Origin of the sequence: Azohydromonas australica DSM 1124 (genome assembly GCF_000430725.1) — a bacterium.
Taxonomy (GTDB): Bacteria; Pseudomonadota; Gammaproteobacteria; order Burkholderiales; family Burkholderiaceae_C; genus Azohydromonas; species Azohydromonas australica.
On record NZ_KE387203.1, the window covers coordinates 583,524 to 598,970 of the forward strand.

At 68.7% G+C, this 15,447-nt stretch carries 14 protein-coding genes and 2 pseudogenes; 6 read left to right on the top strand and 10 right to left on the bottom strand.

From position 1 onward, the window contains the following. Positions 1–8: 8 nt before the first annotated feature. Positions 9–932 carry a hypothetical protein gene (locus H537_RS44655; RefSeq protein ID WP_051243060.1) on the bottom strand — a complete coding sequence of 308 codons (924 nt, stop codon included), beginning with the start codon at positions 930–932 and terminating at the stop codon, positions 9–11. 145 nt (positions 933–1,077) lie between these two features. Between H537_RS44655 and H537_RS0121795 the strand changes: the two genes are divergently transcribed. The 3 genes from H537_RS0121795 (at position 1,078) to H537_RS0121810 (ending at position 3,601) form a co-directional block, all read left to right on the top strand. Further along, entirely contained in the window at positions 1,078–1,494 is a 417-nt protein-coding gene (locus H537_RS0121795) for a CHRD domain-containing protein (RefSeq protein WP_028999541.1), read from the top strand. 96 nt (positions 1,495–1,590) lie between these two features. Next, positions 1,591–3,054 carry a glucose-6-phosphate dehydrogenase gene (gene zwf, locus H537_RS0121800; RefSeq protein ID WP_028999542.1) on the top strand — a complete coding sequence of 488 codons (1,464 nt, stop codon included), beginning with the start codon at positions 1,591–1,593 and terminating at the stop codon, positions 3,052–3,054. Positions 3,055–3,391: 337 nt separating this feature from the next. Further along, positions 3,392–3,601 carry a hypothetical protein gene (locus H537_RS0121810; RefSeq protein ID WP_028999543.1) on the top strand — a complete coding sequence of 70 codons (210 nt, stop codon included), beginning with the start codon at positions 3,392–3,394 and terminating at the stop codon, positions 3,599–3,601. 61 nt (positions 3,602–3,662) lie between these two features. On the opposite strand, the gene H537_RS0121815 is transcribed toward H537_RS0121810, so the two are convergent. The 4 genes from H537_RS0121815 to H537_RS0121830 form a co-directional block, all read right to left on the bottom strand. Next, the gene (locus tag H537_RS0121815; RefSeq protein ID WP_028999544.1) at positions 3,663–3,959 is read right to left on the bottom strand and encodes a DUF3135 domain-containing protein; all 297 of its coding nucleotides are present in this window, start codon (positions 3,957–3,959) and stop codon (positions 3,663–3,665) included. Between the two features lie 256 nt (positions 3,960–4,215). Further along, positions 4,216–5,187, bottom strand: a complete 972-nt coding sequence (locus H537_RS44660; protein ID WP_211235050.1) for a metallophosphoesterase — start codon at positions 5,185–5,187, stop codon at positions 4,216–4,218. After that, positions 5,184–5,447 (bottom strand): hypothetical protein, encoded by a 264-nt coding sequence (locus H537_RS0121825; protein WP_028999545.1) that lies wholly within the window; start codon positions 5,445–5,447, stop codon positions 5,184–5,186. The genes H537_RS44660 and H537_RS0121825 overlap by 4 nt, the downstream gene beginning before the upstream one ends. 4 nt (positions 5,448–5,451) lie before the next feature. Continuing rightward, positions 5,452–5,673 carry a DUF3820 family protein gene (locus H537_RS0121830; protein WP_043459600.1) on the bottom strand — a complete coding sequence of 74 codons (222 nt, stop codon included), beginning with the start codon at positions 5,671–5,673 and terminating at the stop codon, positions 5,452–5,454. Positions 5,674–5,802: 129 nt separating this feature from the next. Here H537_RS0121830 and H537_RS0121835 point away from each other — a divergent pair, with 129 nt between their 5' ends. Continuing rightward, positions 5,803–7,068 carry a cation:proton antiporter gene (locus H537_RS0121835; protein WP_028999547.1) on the top strand — a complete coding sequence of 422 codons (1,266 nt, stop codon included), beginning with the start codon at positions 5,803–5,805 and terminating at the stop codon, positions 7,066–7,068. A 147-nt stretch (positions 7,069–7,215) separates the two neighbouring features. On the opposite strand, the gene H537_RS0121840 is transcribed toward H537_RS0121835, so the two are convergent. Next, on the bottom strand, positions 7,216–8,073 hold the full coding sequence (locus H537_RS0121840) for a cadherin-like domain-containing protein (protein WP_028999548.1): 858 nt from the start codon (positions 8,071–8,073) through the stop codon (positions 7,216–7,218). A 32-nt stretch (positions 8,074–8,105) separates the two neighbouring features. Here H537_RS0121840 and H537_RS0121845 point away from each other — a divergent pair, with 32 nt between their 5' ends. Both H537_RS0121845 and H537_RS44665 read left to right on the top strand, forming a co-directional pair. Further along, positions 8,106–9,143, top strand: coding sequence for an IS630 family transposase (locus H537_RS0121845; protein ID WP_028999549.1), 1,038 nt, complete (start codon positions 8,106–8,108; stop codon positions 9,141–9,143). Positions 9,144–9,172: 29 nt separating this feature from the next. Further along, positions 9,173–9,508 (top strand): annotated as a pseudogene (locus H537_RS44665) (transposase); the annotation flags it as partial. A gap of 358 nt (positions 9,509–9,866) precedes the next feature. Here the strand turns inward: H537_RS44665 and H537_RS44670 are convergent. The 4 genes and pseudogenes from H537_RS44670 to H537_RS54555 all read right to left on the bottom strand — a co-directional run. Beyond that, positions 9,867–11,978 carry an EAL domain-containing protein gene (locus tag H537_RS44670; RefSeq protein WP_051243061.1) on the bottom strand — a complete coding sequence of 704 codons (2,112 nt, stop codon included), beginning with the start codon at positions 11,976–11,978 and terminating at the stop codon, positions 9,867–9,869. Between the two features lie 17 nt (positions 11,979–11,995). Continuing rightward, positions 11,996–12,424 carry an alpha/beta fold hydrolase gene (locus H537_RS55065; protein ID WP_051243062.1) on the bottom strand — a complete coding sequence of 143 codons (429 nt, stop codon included), beginning with the start codon at positions 12,422–12,424 and terminating at the stop codon, positions 11,996–11,998. A 20-nt stretch (positions 12,425–12,444) separates the two neighbouring features. Next, a pseudogene (locus H537_RS56850) lies at positions 12,445–12,717 on the bottom strand (alpha/beta fold hydrolase); the annotation flags it as partial. A gap of 333 nt (positions 12,718–13,050) precedes the next feature. Continuing rightward, positions 13,051–15,447 (bottom strand): autotransporter outer membrane beta-barrel domain-containing protein (locus H537_RS54555; protein WP_028999551.1); only part of this gene is annotated, 2,397 nt, incomplete at its 5' end.

Below are 15,447 nucleotides of genomic sequence, written 5' to 3' on the forward strand. Positions count from 1 at the left end.
CGCGCGGCTCAGTTCGCCTGCGTCTCGCGCCGTTTCATCGCCAGGTATTCGCCCTGTTCCGTCTCGTGCAGCTGCGCCGGGTAGCGCTCCAGCGCGTCGTGGAAGCGGCGCAGCCGGGCGTCGATGGGGGCGGACGCGGTGTCGAGGAAGGTGTCGATGGCCAGGAAGTAGCGCATGGTGTTGCGCTCGGCCACGCCCTGCATGCCGCGCACGTACTGCGGCCGGCCCTGGTCGTCGCGGCCGGCGACGCTGAAGCCGACCTTGTCCTTGCCCGCGCTGGAGAGGTAGACGCTGGTGGCCATGCGGGCGGCCATGCCCATCTCGTAGGCGTAGGACAGGTGCATGAAGGTCTGCTTGGCGCCGGCCGGCACGGCCTGGAAACGCAGCCGGTAGTTCTGCGTGCCCAGCGGGCCTTCCGCGGCCGACAGCGCCACCGCCAGGTACTGCGGCTGCATGGCCGGCACGGCGAAGTCGAAGGCCATGGACTGCGCCTGGTCCACCGGGTCGGTGTAGCGCCGCGCTATCGCCACCTCCAGCCGCTGCTGCGCGCCGCCCCCGGCGGGCATGCAGCGCTTGACGTTGGTCTGCAGCATCAGGATGTCGCACCAGTGCCGCGGCTGCTGCAGCGCGGTGGCCACGGCGTCGAAGGGATGGTCCAGCAGCGCCCACACCTCGCCCAGCGGCGCGCTGGAGGAATCGTTGGACTGCAGCAGCAGCGGACGCCGGAAGGGGCTGCGCGCGAGCTCGGGCTGCAGCTCGGCGTAGCGGGCCTGCAGGGAATCGCCCGCGCCGTCGGGCGGGGCATCGGGCGCGGCCACGGCGGGGGCGGTGACAAACACCAGGCCGGCCAGCAGGCCGGCGCCCAGCAGCGCGCCGCGCGGGGACGCGCGGCGGCATGGAACACGGCAGGCGGGGAGACGGGGCGGAGCCATCGGAGCGCTTTCAGTGCGGGTGAGAACGGAATGCCTGGGGCAAGCGCCATACCGTGGTCGGCAAGGCCGGGTCGCAGCTCTGTTACGGCGTCGCCGCCCAGGCCGACGCATCATCGCCGCGTCAAGTCAACACGAGGAAGCACCGATGAAGCACCTGCAGCAACCCCTCCTGCGCGCCGCCCTCGGGCTGGCGCTGGCGGCTCCGGTCGCGGCGGCCTGGGCCGGCGACCTGAAGCTCACGGGCGAGCAGGAGGTGCCGCCGGTCCAGACCATGGCGCTGGGCACCGGCAGCATCAGCGTGGCCGAGGACGGCACGGTCAGCGGCAGCATCAAGACCACCGGCGTGGACGCCCTGGCCGCGCACATCCACCACGCCGCCGCCGGCAGCAACGGGCCGGTGATCATCCCGCTGACCAAGGGCGAGAACGGCAGCTGGAGCGTGCCCCAGGGCACCAAGCTCACGCCCGACCAGATGAAGGCCTACCGCGCCGGCGAGCTGTACGTGAACGTGCACAGCGCGGCCCAGCAAAGCGGCGAGGTGCGCGCGCAGCTCAAGCCCTGAGCGGCGCCGGGAACGGCAACCCAACGGCCAACGGAAATGGCCACCGCACCGCGGCCCGGACCGGCCGCGGCGGGCGATCCTTGACGGAGCAAGCGAATGGAGCTTTCGGAGTCGGCGGCGCTGGACCTCATCATCTTCGGCGGGGCCGGCGACCTCGCCTGGCGCAAGCTGCTGCCGGCGCTGTACATGGCGCACCGCCACGGCAGCCTGGGCGAGCGCCACCGCATCATCGCGGTGGGGCGCCAGGACTGGCCGCGCAAGCAGTACGTGGAGTTCGTGGACCGCATGTCGCGCCCGGGCATCGACCCGGCGTCGATGCAGCCCCTGCACTGGCAGGACTTCCTGCGGCGCCTGGACTACGTGCAGCTCGACGCCACGCAGCCCGAGGGCTACGAGCGGCTGAAGGCCGCGTGCCAGCCTGACTCGGTCAAGGTGTTCTACCTGGCCATGGCGCCGGACCTGTTCACCGCGGCCACAGCCCACCTGCACGGCGCCGGGCTGGTGGACGCGAACTCCCGCGTGGTGCTGGAAAAGCCGCTGGGCCACGACCTGGCCTCGGCGCGGGCCATCAACGAGGCGGTGGCGCGGCACTTCGAGGAGCGGCAGATCTACCGCATCGACCACTACCTGGGCAAGGAGACGGTGCAGAACCTCATGGTGCTGCGCTTCGGCAACGCCATCTACGAGCCGATGTGGCGCGCGCCCTTCATCCGCAGCGTGCAGATCACGGTGGCGGAGACCGTGGGCGTGGGCACGCGCGCGGGCTTCTACGACCACACCGGCGCGATGCGCGACATGGTTCAGAACCACCTGCTGCAGCTGCTGTGCATCGCGGCCATGGAGCCGCCGATCTCGCTCGAAGCGGACGACGTGCGCGACGAGAAGCTCAAGGTGCTGCGCAGCCTGCGCAAGCTCACGCCCGCGCAGCTGCGCCAGGACACGGTGCGCGGCCAGTACACCGCCGGCAGCGTCGAAGGCGAGCGCGTGCCGGGCTACCTGCAGGAGAACGGCGTGCCCGCGGGCAGCCGCACCGAGACCTTCGTGGCGCTGCGCGCGCACATCGACAACGCGCGCTGGGCCGGCGTGCCCTTCTTCCTGCGCACGGGCAAGCGGCTGCCGCGGCGGCAGTCGGAAATCATCGTGGAGTTCTCGCAGCCGCCCTTCTCGCTCTTCGGCGACCAGTCCGGCCTGCAGCAGCCCAACCGGCTGCTCATCACGCTGCAGCCGGAGGAGTCGATCCGGCTGCAGATGATGGCCAAGGAGCCGGGATCGGGCCTGCGCATGCGCCCGGTGTACCTGGACCTGGACCTGCAGTCCGCCTTCACCGAGCGGCGCGCCGAGGCCTACGAGCGGCTGCTGATCGACGTGGTGAAGGGGCGGCTCACGCACTTCATGCGCCGCGACGAGCTGGAGGCGGCGTGGCGCTGGGCCGATCCGATCCTGGAGGGCTGGGACAGTCTGGGCGATCCGCCCAAGCCCTACCCGGCCGGCAACTGGGGACCGCCGGCAGCCTCGGCGCTGGTGGCGCGGGAGAACGTGCTGTGGTCCGAGGCGCAGTGAGCCGCGCCACCGTGCGCCCGGCTACCGGACGGTGCGGCCGGGCCCGGCGCGGTGCGGACAAGCGCGCGGCCCGCCCGGCGTGACGCGGGTACGGACGTTGCATCAACGGGACGGAGCGTCCCAAAGGACTTGTCGCGACGACTGTATAAACATACAGTAGTCCATCAGGAGTCACATGATGAACACGTCCAGCACCCCCAGCATCAACAACCTGCGCCAGCACTACCGGCCCGCGCCGGACCGCATCCCGGGCTGGCTGCGCCGCGTGTGGCATTGGTTCTGAACTTCAGGCAGGGCACGCATACCGTGCCGCTCCGGGCGCGGTATGGTTGAAGGCATGAATGCACCACTGCGAGAAGAGGTCCTGACGCTGCGTGAAGCCTCGCCCCAGGCGAGCCTGCCGCTGGCGGCCGAAGGTATTCAGCGCTTCGTCTGGGAGCACCGTTTCGGCTCGATGCTGATCGAGGTCGACGGCGACGAGGTCCGCGTCAACGGCGAGGTCGTGCAACCGGTGCCGTCTAAAAAGCCCGAGGGGCCTGCGGGCTGAAGCCCTTCCCCGCCACGGCGGCCCCGGGCGCCAGGGACCGTGGGCGCGGCGCGTCAACGCCTCAGTTGTGCAGCACCGCCATGTGCACCGCTTCCCGGTTCAGGCAGGCCATGCTCAAGTGCAGATCCTGCACCGAGTCGCCCAGCGCCGACATGGCGACGGCCAGCCGCCCGGCCGGCGTGCAGGCCGTCAGCATCCGCACCTGAACTTCCGCCAGGCAGGCCCGCGCGGCGCCCTGCACCGACGGCGGCATCTCGTCCAGCGCGGCGGCGAACAAGGCCTGCCGCTGCGTCTCGAACGCCATCGGGTCCTCGTGGGCCAGTTGCGAGAAACGGTCGAAGTCGAAGATCGGTTCCACGGTGGCAGGCCTTGTTCAGCAGGTCGGCGCGGGCAGCCGGCTGGATGCTTTGGATGGAATTCGACAATCGAGGATGTCGCGTGGCGGCCCTCCTTGCCGAAGCGCCCTCGCCTTTTCTCGCTCGTCGCACCGTTGATGCCTGAAGCCATGCTGTGCCCGGGAGCGCGGCGCGACACCGGGGTCTTCCCGCGCCTGCCGCGTCCAACGCCGCCTTTCCTTGATGCAGCACAAATGCGGCCGGCGCCGCCGGCGCGCCTCAGCCGCCGGCGCGTACCAGGCGGTGCACCGTGACCTCGGGCCTGCAGTTGAAGCGCACGTCCAGCAGCGAGGAGCCGCAGCCCACCGAGGTATAGCCCTGCATCGGCCCGTGGCGCCACGCGCCGCGCACCAGGGCGCGTGGGGCCGTGGACTCCGTGATCAGCGCAATGCCTCCGGGCAGGCAGATCTGCCCGCCGTGGGTGTGCCCGCACAGCATCAGGTCGAAGCCGCAGTGCGCCGCCTGCAGGTAGGGCTCGGCCGTGTGCGACAGCAGCACGGTGCAGGCCTCGGCCGGGATGTTGTCGGCCGCCTTGTGCAGGCCGTGGGCGCGAAAGAAGTGGGCGTCGTCGATGCCCGCGACGTAGAGCGCCTCGCCGCCGCGCTCGATGCGTTCCGACTCGTTCATCAGCACCCGGATGTCCAGCGCCTCCATCGCCGGAACCATGCGGATGCTGTCGTGGTTGCCCAGCACCGCGAAGGTGCGCGCGCCCAGGTGCGGCCGCAGCGCGGCCAGCGCCTGCATCGCCGGCTCGCAGGGACCGTAGGTGCGAAAGCGGAAGTCGCCCGTGAGCACGCACAGATCGTGCGGCACGCCGCGCACCCGCTCGATCAGCGCTTCGACGAAGCCATTGCCCACGTCCAAGTGCAGGTCGCTCAGGTGCAGCAGCCGCAGCCCTTCGAAGGCCGCCGGCAGCCGCGCCAGCGCGCAGTCGCGCTCCAGCAACTCGATGCGCAGCGTGTTGCGCCGGCCCCGCTCGCGCAGCCCGGTGAGCGTCAGCAGCAGGTGCAGCAGCGACGGCAGCGCGCGCCAGTTCTCCAGGTGCGGCGAGCGCGCGCCCTGGCGGCGTTGCCGCAGTTCGGCTTCATGCTCCAGACCCAGGCGCTGGCGCAGGTGCGCCCGCCCGATGCGGCGGCTCAGCGCCTTCAGCGCGGCGGCTTCACGCGCCGCCGCGTCGTCGCCGCCGCTCACGACCCGGCGAGCCGCTCGCGCGCCTTGTCGATCCAGAGCTGCAGGCTGGCGTTGAGATCCTCCTGGCTGAAGGAGCAGCTTTCCCCGCCGAACAGGGCGCCGGACTCCGTCCGGTCGAGCAGGTTGCCCAGCACCTCGCCGAACCTGGGCGGCAAGCCCGGCGGCAGCGGCTCGGCGCGCAGGCGCTGGCAGAAGGTGGGTACGTCGAGCGTGCCGGCGCGCAGTTGGTCCAGCGCATGCTGGAAGGCTTGAAGCGACATCTGGTCAAGTTCCGCTGGAGCCGGTCCGCAACGGCGCCAGGAGGTGCCGCAGACCGTTGTGGTCGATTTCATGCATCAGCGCCACGAGCCGGCCGAGCTGCCCCGAGGGGAAGCCCGTGCGGGCGAACCATTCGAGGTAGGCGCCAGGAAGGTCGGCGATGGCCCTGCCCTTGTACTTGCCGTAGGGCATGACGGTGGTCACCAGGAGCTGCAAGGGTTCCGTCATGCGCGGCATTGTCCGCCACACGGGCCCGCCGCTTCAGCGGCATGCCCGTTGCTGAATCCGGCAAGCCCCTGCCGGCCGGGCAGCGAGCCCGCCGGATCGAGCGCCCCGATCCCCTTTTCCCTTGCCGCCTTGTTCGCCTCCTGGTGCCTGCTGATCGGCTCGCTGCTCGTCACGATGGGCCTGAGCCACACGCTGCTCAAGCGGCTGCCGGTCAGCGCCGCGGCGCTGTACCTGGCCGCCGGCTACATGCTTGGGCCGCAGATGCTGGGCTTCATCCAGCTCGACATCGTGCGCGACGCCCAGCTGATCGAGCGGGTCACCGAGGTGGCTGTGCTGGTGTCGCTGTTCGCCGTCGGCCTGCGGCTGCGGGTGCACCTGGACGACCCCTTGTGGCGCGCGCCGGTGCTGCTGGCGAGCGTGGCGATGCTGCTGACCATTGCCTTCATCACGGCGCTGGGCTTCTGGCTGGACGGGCTGTCCCTGGGCGCCGCCATCCTGCTGGCGGCCATGCTGGCGCCGACCGACCCGGTGCTGGCCTCGGAGGTGCAGATCGAGCAGGTGGGCGACCGCGACCGCCTGCGCTTCAGCCTCACCGGCGAGGGCGGGCTCAACGACGGCGCCGCCTTCCCCTTCGTCATGCTGGGGCTGGGCTGGCTGGGCCTGCACGACATGGGCGAGCGGGCCTGGCGCTGGTGGACCGTGGACGTGCTGTGGGCGGTGGGCGCCGGGCTGGCGCTGGGCTGGTTCATGGGCGTGGGCTTCGCCCGCGCCGTGGCCTGGCTGCGCCGCGAGCGCATGCAGGGGCTGGGCATGGAGAGCTTCCTGTCGCTGGGCCTCATCGCGCTGGCCTACGGCGTGGCCTTGAAGCTGCATGCCTACGGCTTCCTGGCGGTGTTCGCGGCCGGGCTGGCGATGCGCCACGTCGAGCACGTGGACCACCCCGACAAGCCGTGCGACGGGGAGACGGTAGAGCCGGCCAGGCAGCACTACATCGCGCCAGCGGCGCTGGAGTTCGCGCTGGACCTGGAAAAGCTCGTCGAGCTGACGGTGATGCTGATCGTCGGCAGCCTGCTGAGCGCCGACGACTTCGGCTGGCACAGCGTGCCGGTGGCGGCGGCGCTGCTGCTGGTGGCCCGGCCGCTGGCCGTGTGGCTGACCACGTCACGCCTGGGCTGGACGCCCATGCAGCGCGTGCTCGCGGCCTGGTTCGGGGTGCGCGGCGTAGGCTCGCTGTACTACCTGGCCTACGCCGTCTCGCACGGCGCGCTCACGCAGGACACCCCGGTGGTGATCGATGCGGTGCTGGTCACCATCGCGCTGTCCGTGCTGCTGCACGGCTCCTCGGCGACACCGGTCATGCAGCTCTACCAGCGCAGGCGCAGGCGCGCGGCCTGAGCGGCCGCGCTGGCGCCGCCGGAGCGGGCTTCGGCCGGTGATGCACCCGCCGGCACCGGACTTCCCAGTCGGGTGGTGTGGATCCGGCGGGTCGGCGCGGGACGCCGCCGCCGTGTGGCCACGGCGACGGCGCCCCTGGCGCCGGGGTCAGACCGGGAACAGCTCCGAGTTGGGCCCGATCAGCGTGACCAGCTGGGTCTGCGTGCTGTCGTCGATGCCGTCAGTGACGCTGTAGATCAGCGACAGCTCGCCCTCGGCCGTCGGCGAGATGGTCCAGCTGCCGTCGCCGTTGGACACCGCCGTGCCGTTCTGGACCGCCAGGTCGGTCACCCACATGCTTTCGCTGTCGACGTCCGAGAAGCCCTCCAGCAGCTGGCCCTGCGTCACCACGAAGTCCGAGCCCACGGCGCCCTTGGCCAGCACCGTCTGCGGGCCGGTGAGGGCCGGCGCATCGTTGACGGGGAGCATGTCCAGGTACAGCTTGGCCTCCGTGAACACGTCGGGGGCCGTGCCAATGGCGTTGCTGACGATGTACTTCAGCTCCAGCTGTCCGCTGACGTTTTCGTACGGCCTGATGGTCCAGGTGCTGTCCTCGTTCAACGACACCCGGGCGTTTTCCACCGTCAGGTCGGACGGCCACACCACATCGCCCTCCGAATCCGTGAACCCGAGCGCCAGCTGTTCCTGCGTCACCACGTAGTCGGTGTCCTCGGCACCCGCTGCCAGCACGGCCTGGGGACCGTCAAGCACCGGTGCGTCGTTGACGCCGGCCACCGTCAGGTACAGCTCGGCCAGCGCGCTGCTCGCCTCGCCGTCGGTGACGGAGTACTCCAGCTTCAGCTGCCCGTTGAAGTCGGCATCCGGCGTGATGGTCCAGCTGCTGTCCGCATTGCGCTCCGCGTGGCCGTGCTCCACCACCCTCAGATCGAAGACATCCATCCAGTAACTGTCGGGATCCGAGAAGCCCTGCACCAGCTGAGACCACGTCACCACATACCAAACCATGCGTAAGTATTGCCTCATTGATAAAATGAAGCATGCGTTGCAAGAAGACGATTGATGCGCGCAGCTACCCGCACGACATGCTGGAGCGGCTGCGCCGGGATGCAGTCAAGCGAGTGGAGGAAGGCGAGAGCCCGGAAGCCGTCGCCGCGGGGCTGGGGATCAACCGCCGCACGATCTACCGCTGGCTGGAGGCGTCCCAAAGCGGCGGCAGCAATGCGCTGGCAGCCAAGCCGATACCCGGAGCACCGACCAAGCTCAGCGCGCAGGAGATGCAGGAGCTGGCGCAGCTGCTGCGCGAGCACACGCCGCTGGACTTCGGCTTCGAGGGGGCACTGTGGACACTGGCGATCATCGGCGAGCTGATCCAGTGCCGCTTTGGCGTGAGTCTGAGCGAGAGCGCGCTGGGGCGGATGATGAAGCAGCGCCTGGGTTTTTCACCGCAGCGGCCGCTGTACCGGGCGTGGCAGCAGGATGCGGCGCTGGTGGCGCACTGGCGCGAGCACGAATACCCCAAGATCGCTGCACGGGCCAAGCGTGAGGGAGCGCTGGTGATGTTTGCCGACGAGTCCGGGATTCGGGCAGACCACCATGCGGGCACGACTTGGGCGCCTAAAGGCCAGACACCGGTGGTCGAGGCCACGGGCGCGCGATATGGCTTCAACATGCTCTCAGCCATCTCTGCAAAGGGTCACCTGCGCTTCATGACGATCGAAGGCCGGCTCAATGGCAAAGCCTTCTGCGAGTTCCTGCGCCGGCTGATCACGGGCATGGACCGCAAGATCTTCCTGGTGGTAGACGGGCACCCCGCACACACCTCCAAGCTGACCAAGCGCTTCGTCGAGGACAACGCCGACCGGCTCGAGTTGTGCTTCCTGCCTGGGTACGCGCCCCAGCTCAATCCCGACGAGCTCGTCTGGGGTCACGTGAAGGCCCGTGTGGCCAAGGCGACAGCCCGGATCAAGAACGAGCTCAAGCGCACGGTCTACCGCGCCTTGCACCGACTTCAGAAGTTGCTCCGGGTGGTCGCGAGCTTCTTCCATGCACCAACCTGCCGCTACGCCTCAGGATGAGGCTTTACTTGCGCATGTTTCAGTAAGACCACCGCGGCAAGTTCAAAAGCCTCACCAAGCTGCAGCGCCGCTGGCTGCGTCGCCGCCAGGCCATTGAGCCGGCCATTGGACATACCAAGCGCGACCACGGGTTGCAGCGTTGCTGGCTCAAAGGCGCTGAGGGCGACGCGCTGCATGCCGTGCTGTGCGCTGCGGGCTACAACGTGCGCTGGCTGCTGCGCGCCATTGCCCGTCTGGGACTGAAGGGGGCTTTTTTGCGCCTGCACTTTTTGCTCGCTTTGGCCGTTGCCTGGCGCAGCGCCGGCGCCAAGGCGACCAAGCCTGCGACACCAGCCGGATTTGGACCGTTATCACCCTTCACGTGACTGGTGAACTTCTGCACGGTCGCGCCGAAACGAATTTCGCATGTCCGACTACCGATGGCGCCGTCGCGACCGGAGATTCTGCGCTGGTGGGCGAGTGTGCGCATGACCACGTTCTAGCGTCAGCATGCTGATGAAGACAACGCCATCGCTTGCTACGCTCGTAACGTTGGCCGCTTTGAGGCAACGGATATGTTGAAAAATCAACAACTTGTGGAAGCCACAGCCACAATCGCACAAGCCGTAGTTGCGTTGACACGCATGGAAGTCGCGACATTTCCACTGAAAGGAGCAAAGGGTCGAAACCGGATGCACGAGGGCGGATCAGCCGTCTATGCAAAGCCTGCAGCCGACATGGCGGCTACGTATTTTTCCAGTCCCGTACCGGTATTGGCCGCCCGGTAAAGTAACCTTGCGCATAATCGATGCCAATCGTGCACAGTTCGCTCAGGATGGTATCGTTCTCAACCCATTCGGCTACGGTGCGCATGTTGAAGGCCGAAGCCACCCGATGCAGCGACTCCACGATGACGCGGCGCTGCGGGTCGCGATGCAGACCCCTGACGAAACTGCCATCTATCTTGAGCAGGTCAGCCTTGAGCGAGTGCAGGTAGGCGAACGACGACAGCCCGACCCCGAAGTCGTCGAGCGCGAATCGCACACCCAAGGTGCTAAATCGCGCGATGAAGGCCTGTGCAGACTCCAGGTTGCCGATGGCAGCCGTCTCGGTAATCTCGAAGCACAGCCGCCGTGGGTCCACGCCACTTGACTCGATCATGCTTGCCACGTCTTGAAGAAAACCTCCGTCGCCCAATGACTGGCCCGAGATGTTGATCGAGCAAGTGACGTCCGGCGTGTCTTGCATCCAGGCGAAGGATTTACGCAGCACATGGCGGTCCAGGGCGCTCATGAGCTGGTATCGCTCGGCCGCCGGAATGAAAAACGCGGGCAACACGAGCTGACCATCCTCGCTGCGCAAGCGCAAGAGGATTTCGCCATGCGAAGCTGTGCCCTGCGCCTGCGCCTGCGCCGTGCTGACGATGGGTTGGAAGAAAAGCTCAAACCGGTCCTCGGCCAGAGCACGCTGCAGCCGTGTGACCCAGTGCATCTCGCTGCGGCGGCGCTGCAGTTGCGTGTCGGCCGAATCGACGAACTGAACTCGGTTGCGCCCAGCTTCCTTGGCGGCATGGCAGGCAATGTCAGCGTTGATGAGTACAGCATAAGCCTGTTCCCGCTCACCGCCGAGCGGTGCCAAGCCGATGCTGGCCGTTACGGCATGCACGGTACCTTCCCAATGGAAGCGATACGCCTCGATGCGGCCACGCAGCACCTGGGCCCACTGCATACCGCCCTCGACCGAGCAGCCTCGCAACAGCAAGCCAAACTCGTCGCCGCCAAGGCGCGCCAGCAAGTCACTCTGACGCACCCCGTCACGCAGCAAGAGGGCGATCTCGCGCAGCAAAGCGTCACCCGCGGCATGGCCTAGCGTGTCGTTGATGACTTTGAACTGGTCCAGATCGATGTAGCACAGCAGCCCGGGGGGCAGCGCCGTGTCGCTGCGCACCAACTCCTGCTCGAACTCGCGCCGATTCGGCAGACCCGTGAGTACGTCGTGGTGCGTGATATAGGCGGCGCGCTCGGCCAAGTGACGCTGGGCACTGACATCACGGCATACCCATATCGCGCCGATGCAATGACCATGGGTATCGCGAATCGGTGCAACCGTGTCGTTAACCCGGCACAGGCGCTGGCCACCGCCCACGCGCACCAGGCTGTCACGTGCCTGGCGCTGCGGTTCATGCTGCACCAGGCACTCGTTGACGGGGCATTGGCGCGGCTGCCGGTCGTCAGCCCACAGCAGCGCAACCACATCAGAAAATGGCCGGCCGAGGACATGCGCTTCCTCGCTCTCAAGCAATACCAATGCCGCCGGATTGAGCAGATCGATTTGGCCGGCAGCATCGACGGTCACGACGGCATCCGTCATGGACTGCAATGTCACGCGCAGTCGCTCCTGTTGCTGCTGCAACTGCACGTTGCGCTCAGCCAGCTCGTCCAGGGCCTGCTCGGCCTGGCGTTGAGCTGTCTTGAGCATTGCCTCGTATCGACGGGTGACACTGGCGTTGAAAACGGTCACGCTGGTGAGCGCAGGCCACTCGCCCTGCGCGTCGAACGCCTGTGCGTTGAGGAGCACCGGCACCGTCGTGCCGCCCGGCAAGCTCAAGTCGAAGGAGATCTCGTGCGCGAATCCCTGCAGTTTGAGCAGCGGCACGTAGTGGGTATTGTGGAAGATCTGGCTTCCTGGAGTCAGCAGATCCAGTAGCCGCAGTTGCTGCTCAATCTGCTCAGGCAGGCGCCCACACCATTGTGCGAACAACCGGTTGACGCGCACAACGAGGCCGTCGGAGCGCACCAGCAGGTGGCCAGACGTGGCGTCCTCGAACAACGGCGGCGAGCCGGTGGGATACAGCATGAGGGATCCAGGCGTACTCAGGCTTCGCGAAAACGGCGAATCGACCGGATCGTCTTGGTCGACGCGCTCAGGTGCGAGCAGTACCCGGTGGCGTCCAGCACAGCCAGCATGCTCTGTGGCAACTGGGCCTGCAGGCAGTGTCCCACAGCCATGGGCGCCAAGGCGTCGTCGGCACACTGGATGATCAGGCACGGGGTCTGCACCAGCGCAAACTCTCGGGCGATATGCAAGTCCATTACGCAGAAGCCGTTTGCCAGTTCGGGCTTGTGGGGTTTGCCCATGATGATCGAGGCCATCATCCGAGACCACGAGAAGTAGTTGCTGTCCAGCGTTTCAAGCAAGGAGTCGATATCCTCGCGAATGAACCCACCATCGTAGTCGCCATCCTTGAGGTAGTAGGGATTGGAGGCCACCAGCACCAGCCGGCTGAAGAGATCGGGCCGCATGCGCGCTGCAACGAGTGCCCGACCACTACCGTGTCCTGCAGCCGCGCTTCGGTGTAAATGTCGATCACGTCCCGGGCACAGCCTGCGATGGTGGCGTAACAACCTGGGTCGTAGGCGTGAAGGTCTGAACCACCTGAGCCGATGTAGTCGAATTGCACCACGCGGTACTCGGCCATGAGGCCCGACGCGACATGGCGCCACACCTGCTGGTTGCAGCCGTACCCGTTGGCAAACAGGATCGGCGAGCGGCCCTCTCCGGAAATCTGCACGTTGTGACAAGCAAGAGCGGACACGAGAACTCCTTGGTGAAATCCGCCTGCCCAAGACTACTGAGCAAGGCCAATCGTGACGTGCACCGATTCATCACTCTTCCATGGGCCAGTACCTGGCGTCAGTGAAGCAGGAACCGGCCACGACGCGCGGTCGAATCAAAAAACGGCAGCTCTCATGCAATGGTTGCGCGCACAACATTACAACCGGCGTCGTTGGCGACGCCAGGGCTGCGGCTCAGCAGCCGCTTTCTCCTTGAAATAGGCTTGTGTCCTCTGTCGCTCCCGGAACGCGGCTTGCGGCAGGGCAAGCCAGCCGCTCTCCGCGCTCCTGGAGACGTTTGAGGGCTTCACAGATCAAAGCATCAACTCGTCGCTCCAGTACACCGTGGCACGGCCATTGCCTGGCACCGTCGGCTCCAGTCGTGCCGCCAACCCGAAGGATTCTTCGGACAACAGCCGTACCGATTGCAGCCCCAGCGCCTGCTTGTGCGTGACTTCCTGCGCAGCCTGTGCCTCGGCATCGCCGCTGCCCAGCCGCTCCAGGTAGCCAGCAGCCTGCGCGCCCACCGCCAGCGACGCCGTGGCCAGCGGCTGCAGCGATTGCAGCGACTGCGCCGCCTCCAGGCTGCGCACCGTGGGCTGCAGTGCCGCTATCCACGCCGCAAAGCGCTGCGCCGCCACGCCGCCGTCCGCCACGCCGGGCTGCGCCGGCTGCGGCCCCGAGGCCATGCGCTGCGGCTCGCCGTACACCATGAGCTGCTGGTACAGCACCCCCGCGTCGAGCAGGTTGAACAGCGTGCGCCCCTGCGCGTCGCCGTCGCGCAGCACGTGCCCGCTGGCCGCGTCCACGTCCACGCGCGCCGCCTCCACGTCCACCGCCGCGGCCGTGCTGGCCGCGCCCGCGCCCAGCACCGGGCCGTGCCCGCGCAGCGCCACCCAGCCCGCGCGCACGTTCACCGCCTCGTCCAGCGCCGCGTCGGTGATGGTGCCCGCCGTGCTCACCAGCACCGCGCCGCCGCCGTGCGTGTGCACCAGCCCCACGCCCAGGTCGCCGTGCGCCTGCAACGTGATCTCTCCACCCGCCGTGGACAGCAGCGCCGTGGCCGCCATCGTCAGCGCCGCGCCGCTGGACAGCACCAGGTCCGCCCCCGCGTCGCTCAGCGCCACGCTCTCGCGCACCGCGATGTCGCCCCCGGCGTGCAGCTCCACGCGGCCGAAGCCGTGCAGCTGCGACAGCGCCTGGGCGCTGAGCACCAGCGCCTGCGACGCGTCGCCTTGGCCGATGACCAGCCCCGCGCCCGTGCGGCTGGGCGACAGGCTCACGCCCGCTCCCGCGCTGCCCTGCACCGTGCCGTGCAGCACCAGCGCGTCGGCGCTGATGACCACGTCGCCCTCGCCCAGCACCACGTCGCCCAGCACCACGCGCGTGGCGCCCACGATGCGCAGCGTGCCGTGCGACAGCGTCAGCGCCCCCTGGAATGTCACCGTGCCGCTGGCGTGGATCTCCACGTCGCCCGTGACCGCCACCGACTGCTCGAAGCTCACGTCGTGCGCCTGTACCACGCGCAGCCCGTCCAGCGCCTGGCTCGCGCCCACGCTGCCCAGCACCCGCACGTGGCCGCCTTGCGCGTCCAGCGTCAGCACGTCCGCCTCGCCGCCGGCCTGGCCATCGACCGAGCGCGCCAGCGTGATGTCGCCGTCGTCGGCCACGTCCGTGCTCAGTCCGGCCTGGATCAGTACCGTGCCCTGCACCTGCAGCGCGTCGTCGATCACCACCTCGCGCTGCACCTGCAGCGCCAGCGCGCCGGCGTGCGTGGCGCTGCCCGCGCCGTGCACCGTGAAGGCCTCGGCCTGCACCGTGCCCTGCAGCTCCACGCGGCTGCCCGCGCCGTGGGCGTCGATGAGCACCGGGTCCTTCCACGCCACGGCCTGCTGCACGCCCGCGATGCGCACCGTCTGGTTCTGCGCCGCACCGCTGCCGATCACGACCTGGGCGAAGCCCTCGCCGAGCTGGCTCAGCGCCGCGTGGCCCACGTACAGCGACTGCCCGTCGTCCAGCATCGCATCGCCCACGCCAAGCACGCGCGTGGCGTCGGCCGGGCGAATCGTCGCGTTCGCACCCGGGCTTGTCACCGGCGCATCCAGCACCAGCGTGTCGGCCACCAGGTCCACGTCGCGGCCCTGGCCGTCCACCGGCGTGGCCACCGCCGTGCTGCCGCTGCGCAGCACCAGCACCCCGCCCGCGCCCGTGACCAGCTCCGACTGCGCCGCGTCGCTCACCAGCGCCACCGTGCCGTCGGCGCGCAGCTCGCTCACGCTCAGCGCCACCGTGCCCACCGTCACCGCATCGGCTTCCGTGATCCACGCCCCGCTGCCCGCGCGCCCGCTGAGCGTGTCCACCGCCGTGGCCAGCGCCTGCTGCGCCGTGCCCAGGGTGCCCGCGGCCTGCAGCCGCAGGCTGCCGCCGCTGACGTTCGCGCCGCTGCCCGCAGCGCCCAGGACCGAGCCACCGGCCACCACGCTCACGCCCGTGCCCGCCACGTGGCCCAGCACCACGTCGGCGGCTGCGTGCAGCCGCACGCTGCTGCCCGACACGCCGGCCGTGGCGGCCATCGCCAATGCACCGGACTGCGCGTCCAGCGACACCGTGGCGCTGGTAGCCACCGTCACACCGGCGCTCAGCACCAGGGCGTCGGCCGCCTTGAGCGCCAGGTCGCCGCCCGTGCTGCGCACGCCGGCGTTCACCAGCAG

Excerpts from the sequence above, each read along its gene's own strand:
- H537_RS44655 (WP_051243060.1), bottom strand. The coding sequence starts at position 932 with ATGGCTCCGCCCCGTCTCCCCGCCTGCCGTGTTCCATGCCGCCGCGCG.
- H537_RS0121795 (WP_028999541.1), top strand. The coding sequence starts at position 1,078 with ATGAAGCACCTGCAGCAACCCCTCCTGCGCGCCGCCCTCGGGCTGGCG.
- zwf (WP_028999542.1), top strand. The coding sequence starts at position 1,591 with ATGGAGCTTTCGGAGTCGGCGGCGCTGGACCTCATCATCTTCGGCGGG.
- H537_RS0121810 (WP_028999543.1), top strand. The coding sequence starts at position 3,392 with ATGAATGCACCACTGCGAGAAGAGGTCCTGACGCTGCGTGAAGCCTCG.
- H537_RS0121825 (WP_028999545.1), bottom strand. The coding sequence starts at position 5,447 with ATGTCGCTTCAAGCCTTCCAGCATGCGCTGGACCAACTGCGCGCCGGC.
- H537_RS0121830 (WP_043459600.1), bottom strand. The coding sequence starts at position 5,673 with ATGACGGAACCCTTGCAGCTCCTGGTGACCACCGTCATGCCCTACGGC.
- H537_RS0121840 (WP_028999548.1), bottom strand. The coding sequence starts at position 8,073 with ATGGTTTGGTATGTGGTGACGTGGTCTCAGCTGGTGCAGGGCTTCTCG.
- H537_RS0121845 (WP_028999549.1), top strand. The coding sequence starts at position 8,106 with ATGCGTTGCAAGAAGACGATTGATGCGCGCAGCTACCCGCACGACATG.
- H537_RS44670 (WP_051243061.1), bottom strand. The coding sequence starts at position 11,978 with ATGCTGTATCCCACCGGCTCGCCGCCGTTGTTCGAGGACGCCACGTCT.
- H537_RS55065 (WP_051243062.1), bottom strand. The coding sequence starts at position 12,424 with ATGCGGCCCGATCTCTTCAGCCGGCTGGTGCTGGTGGCCTCCAATCCC.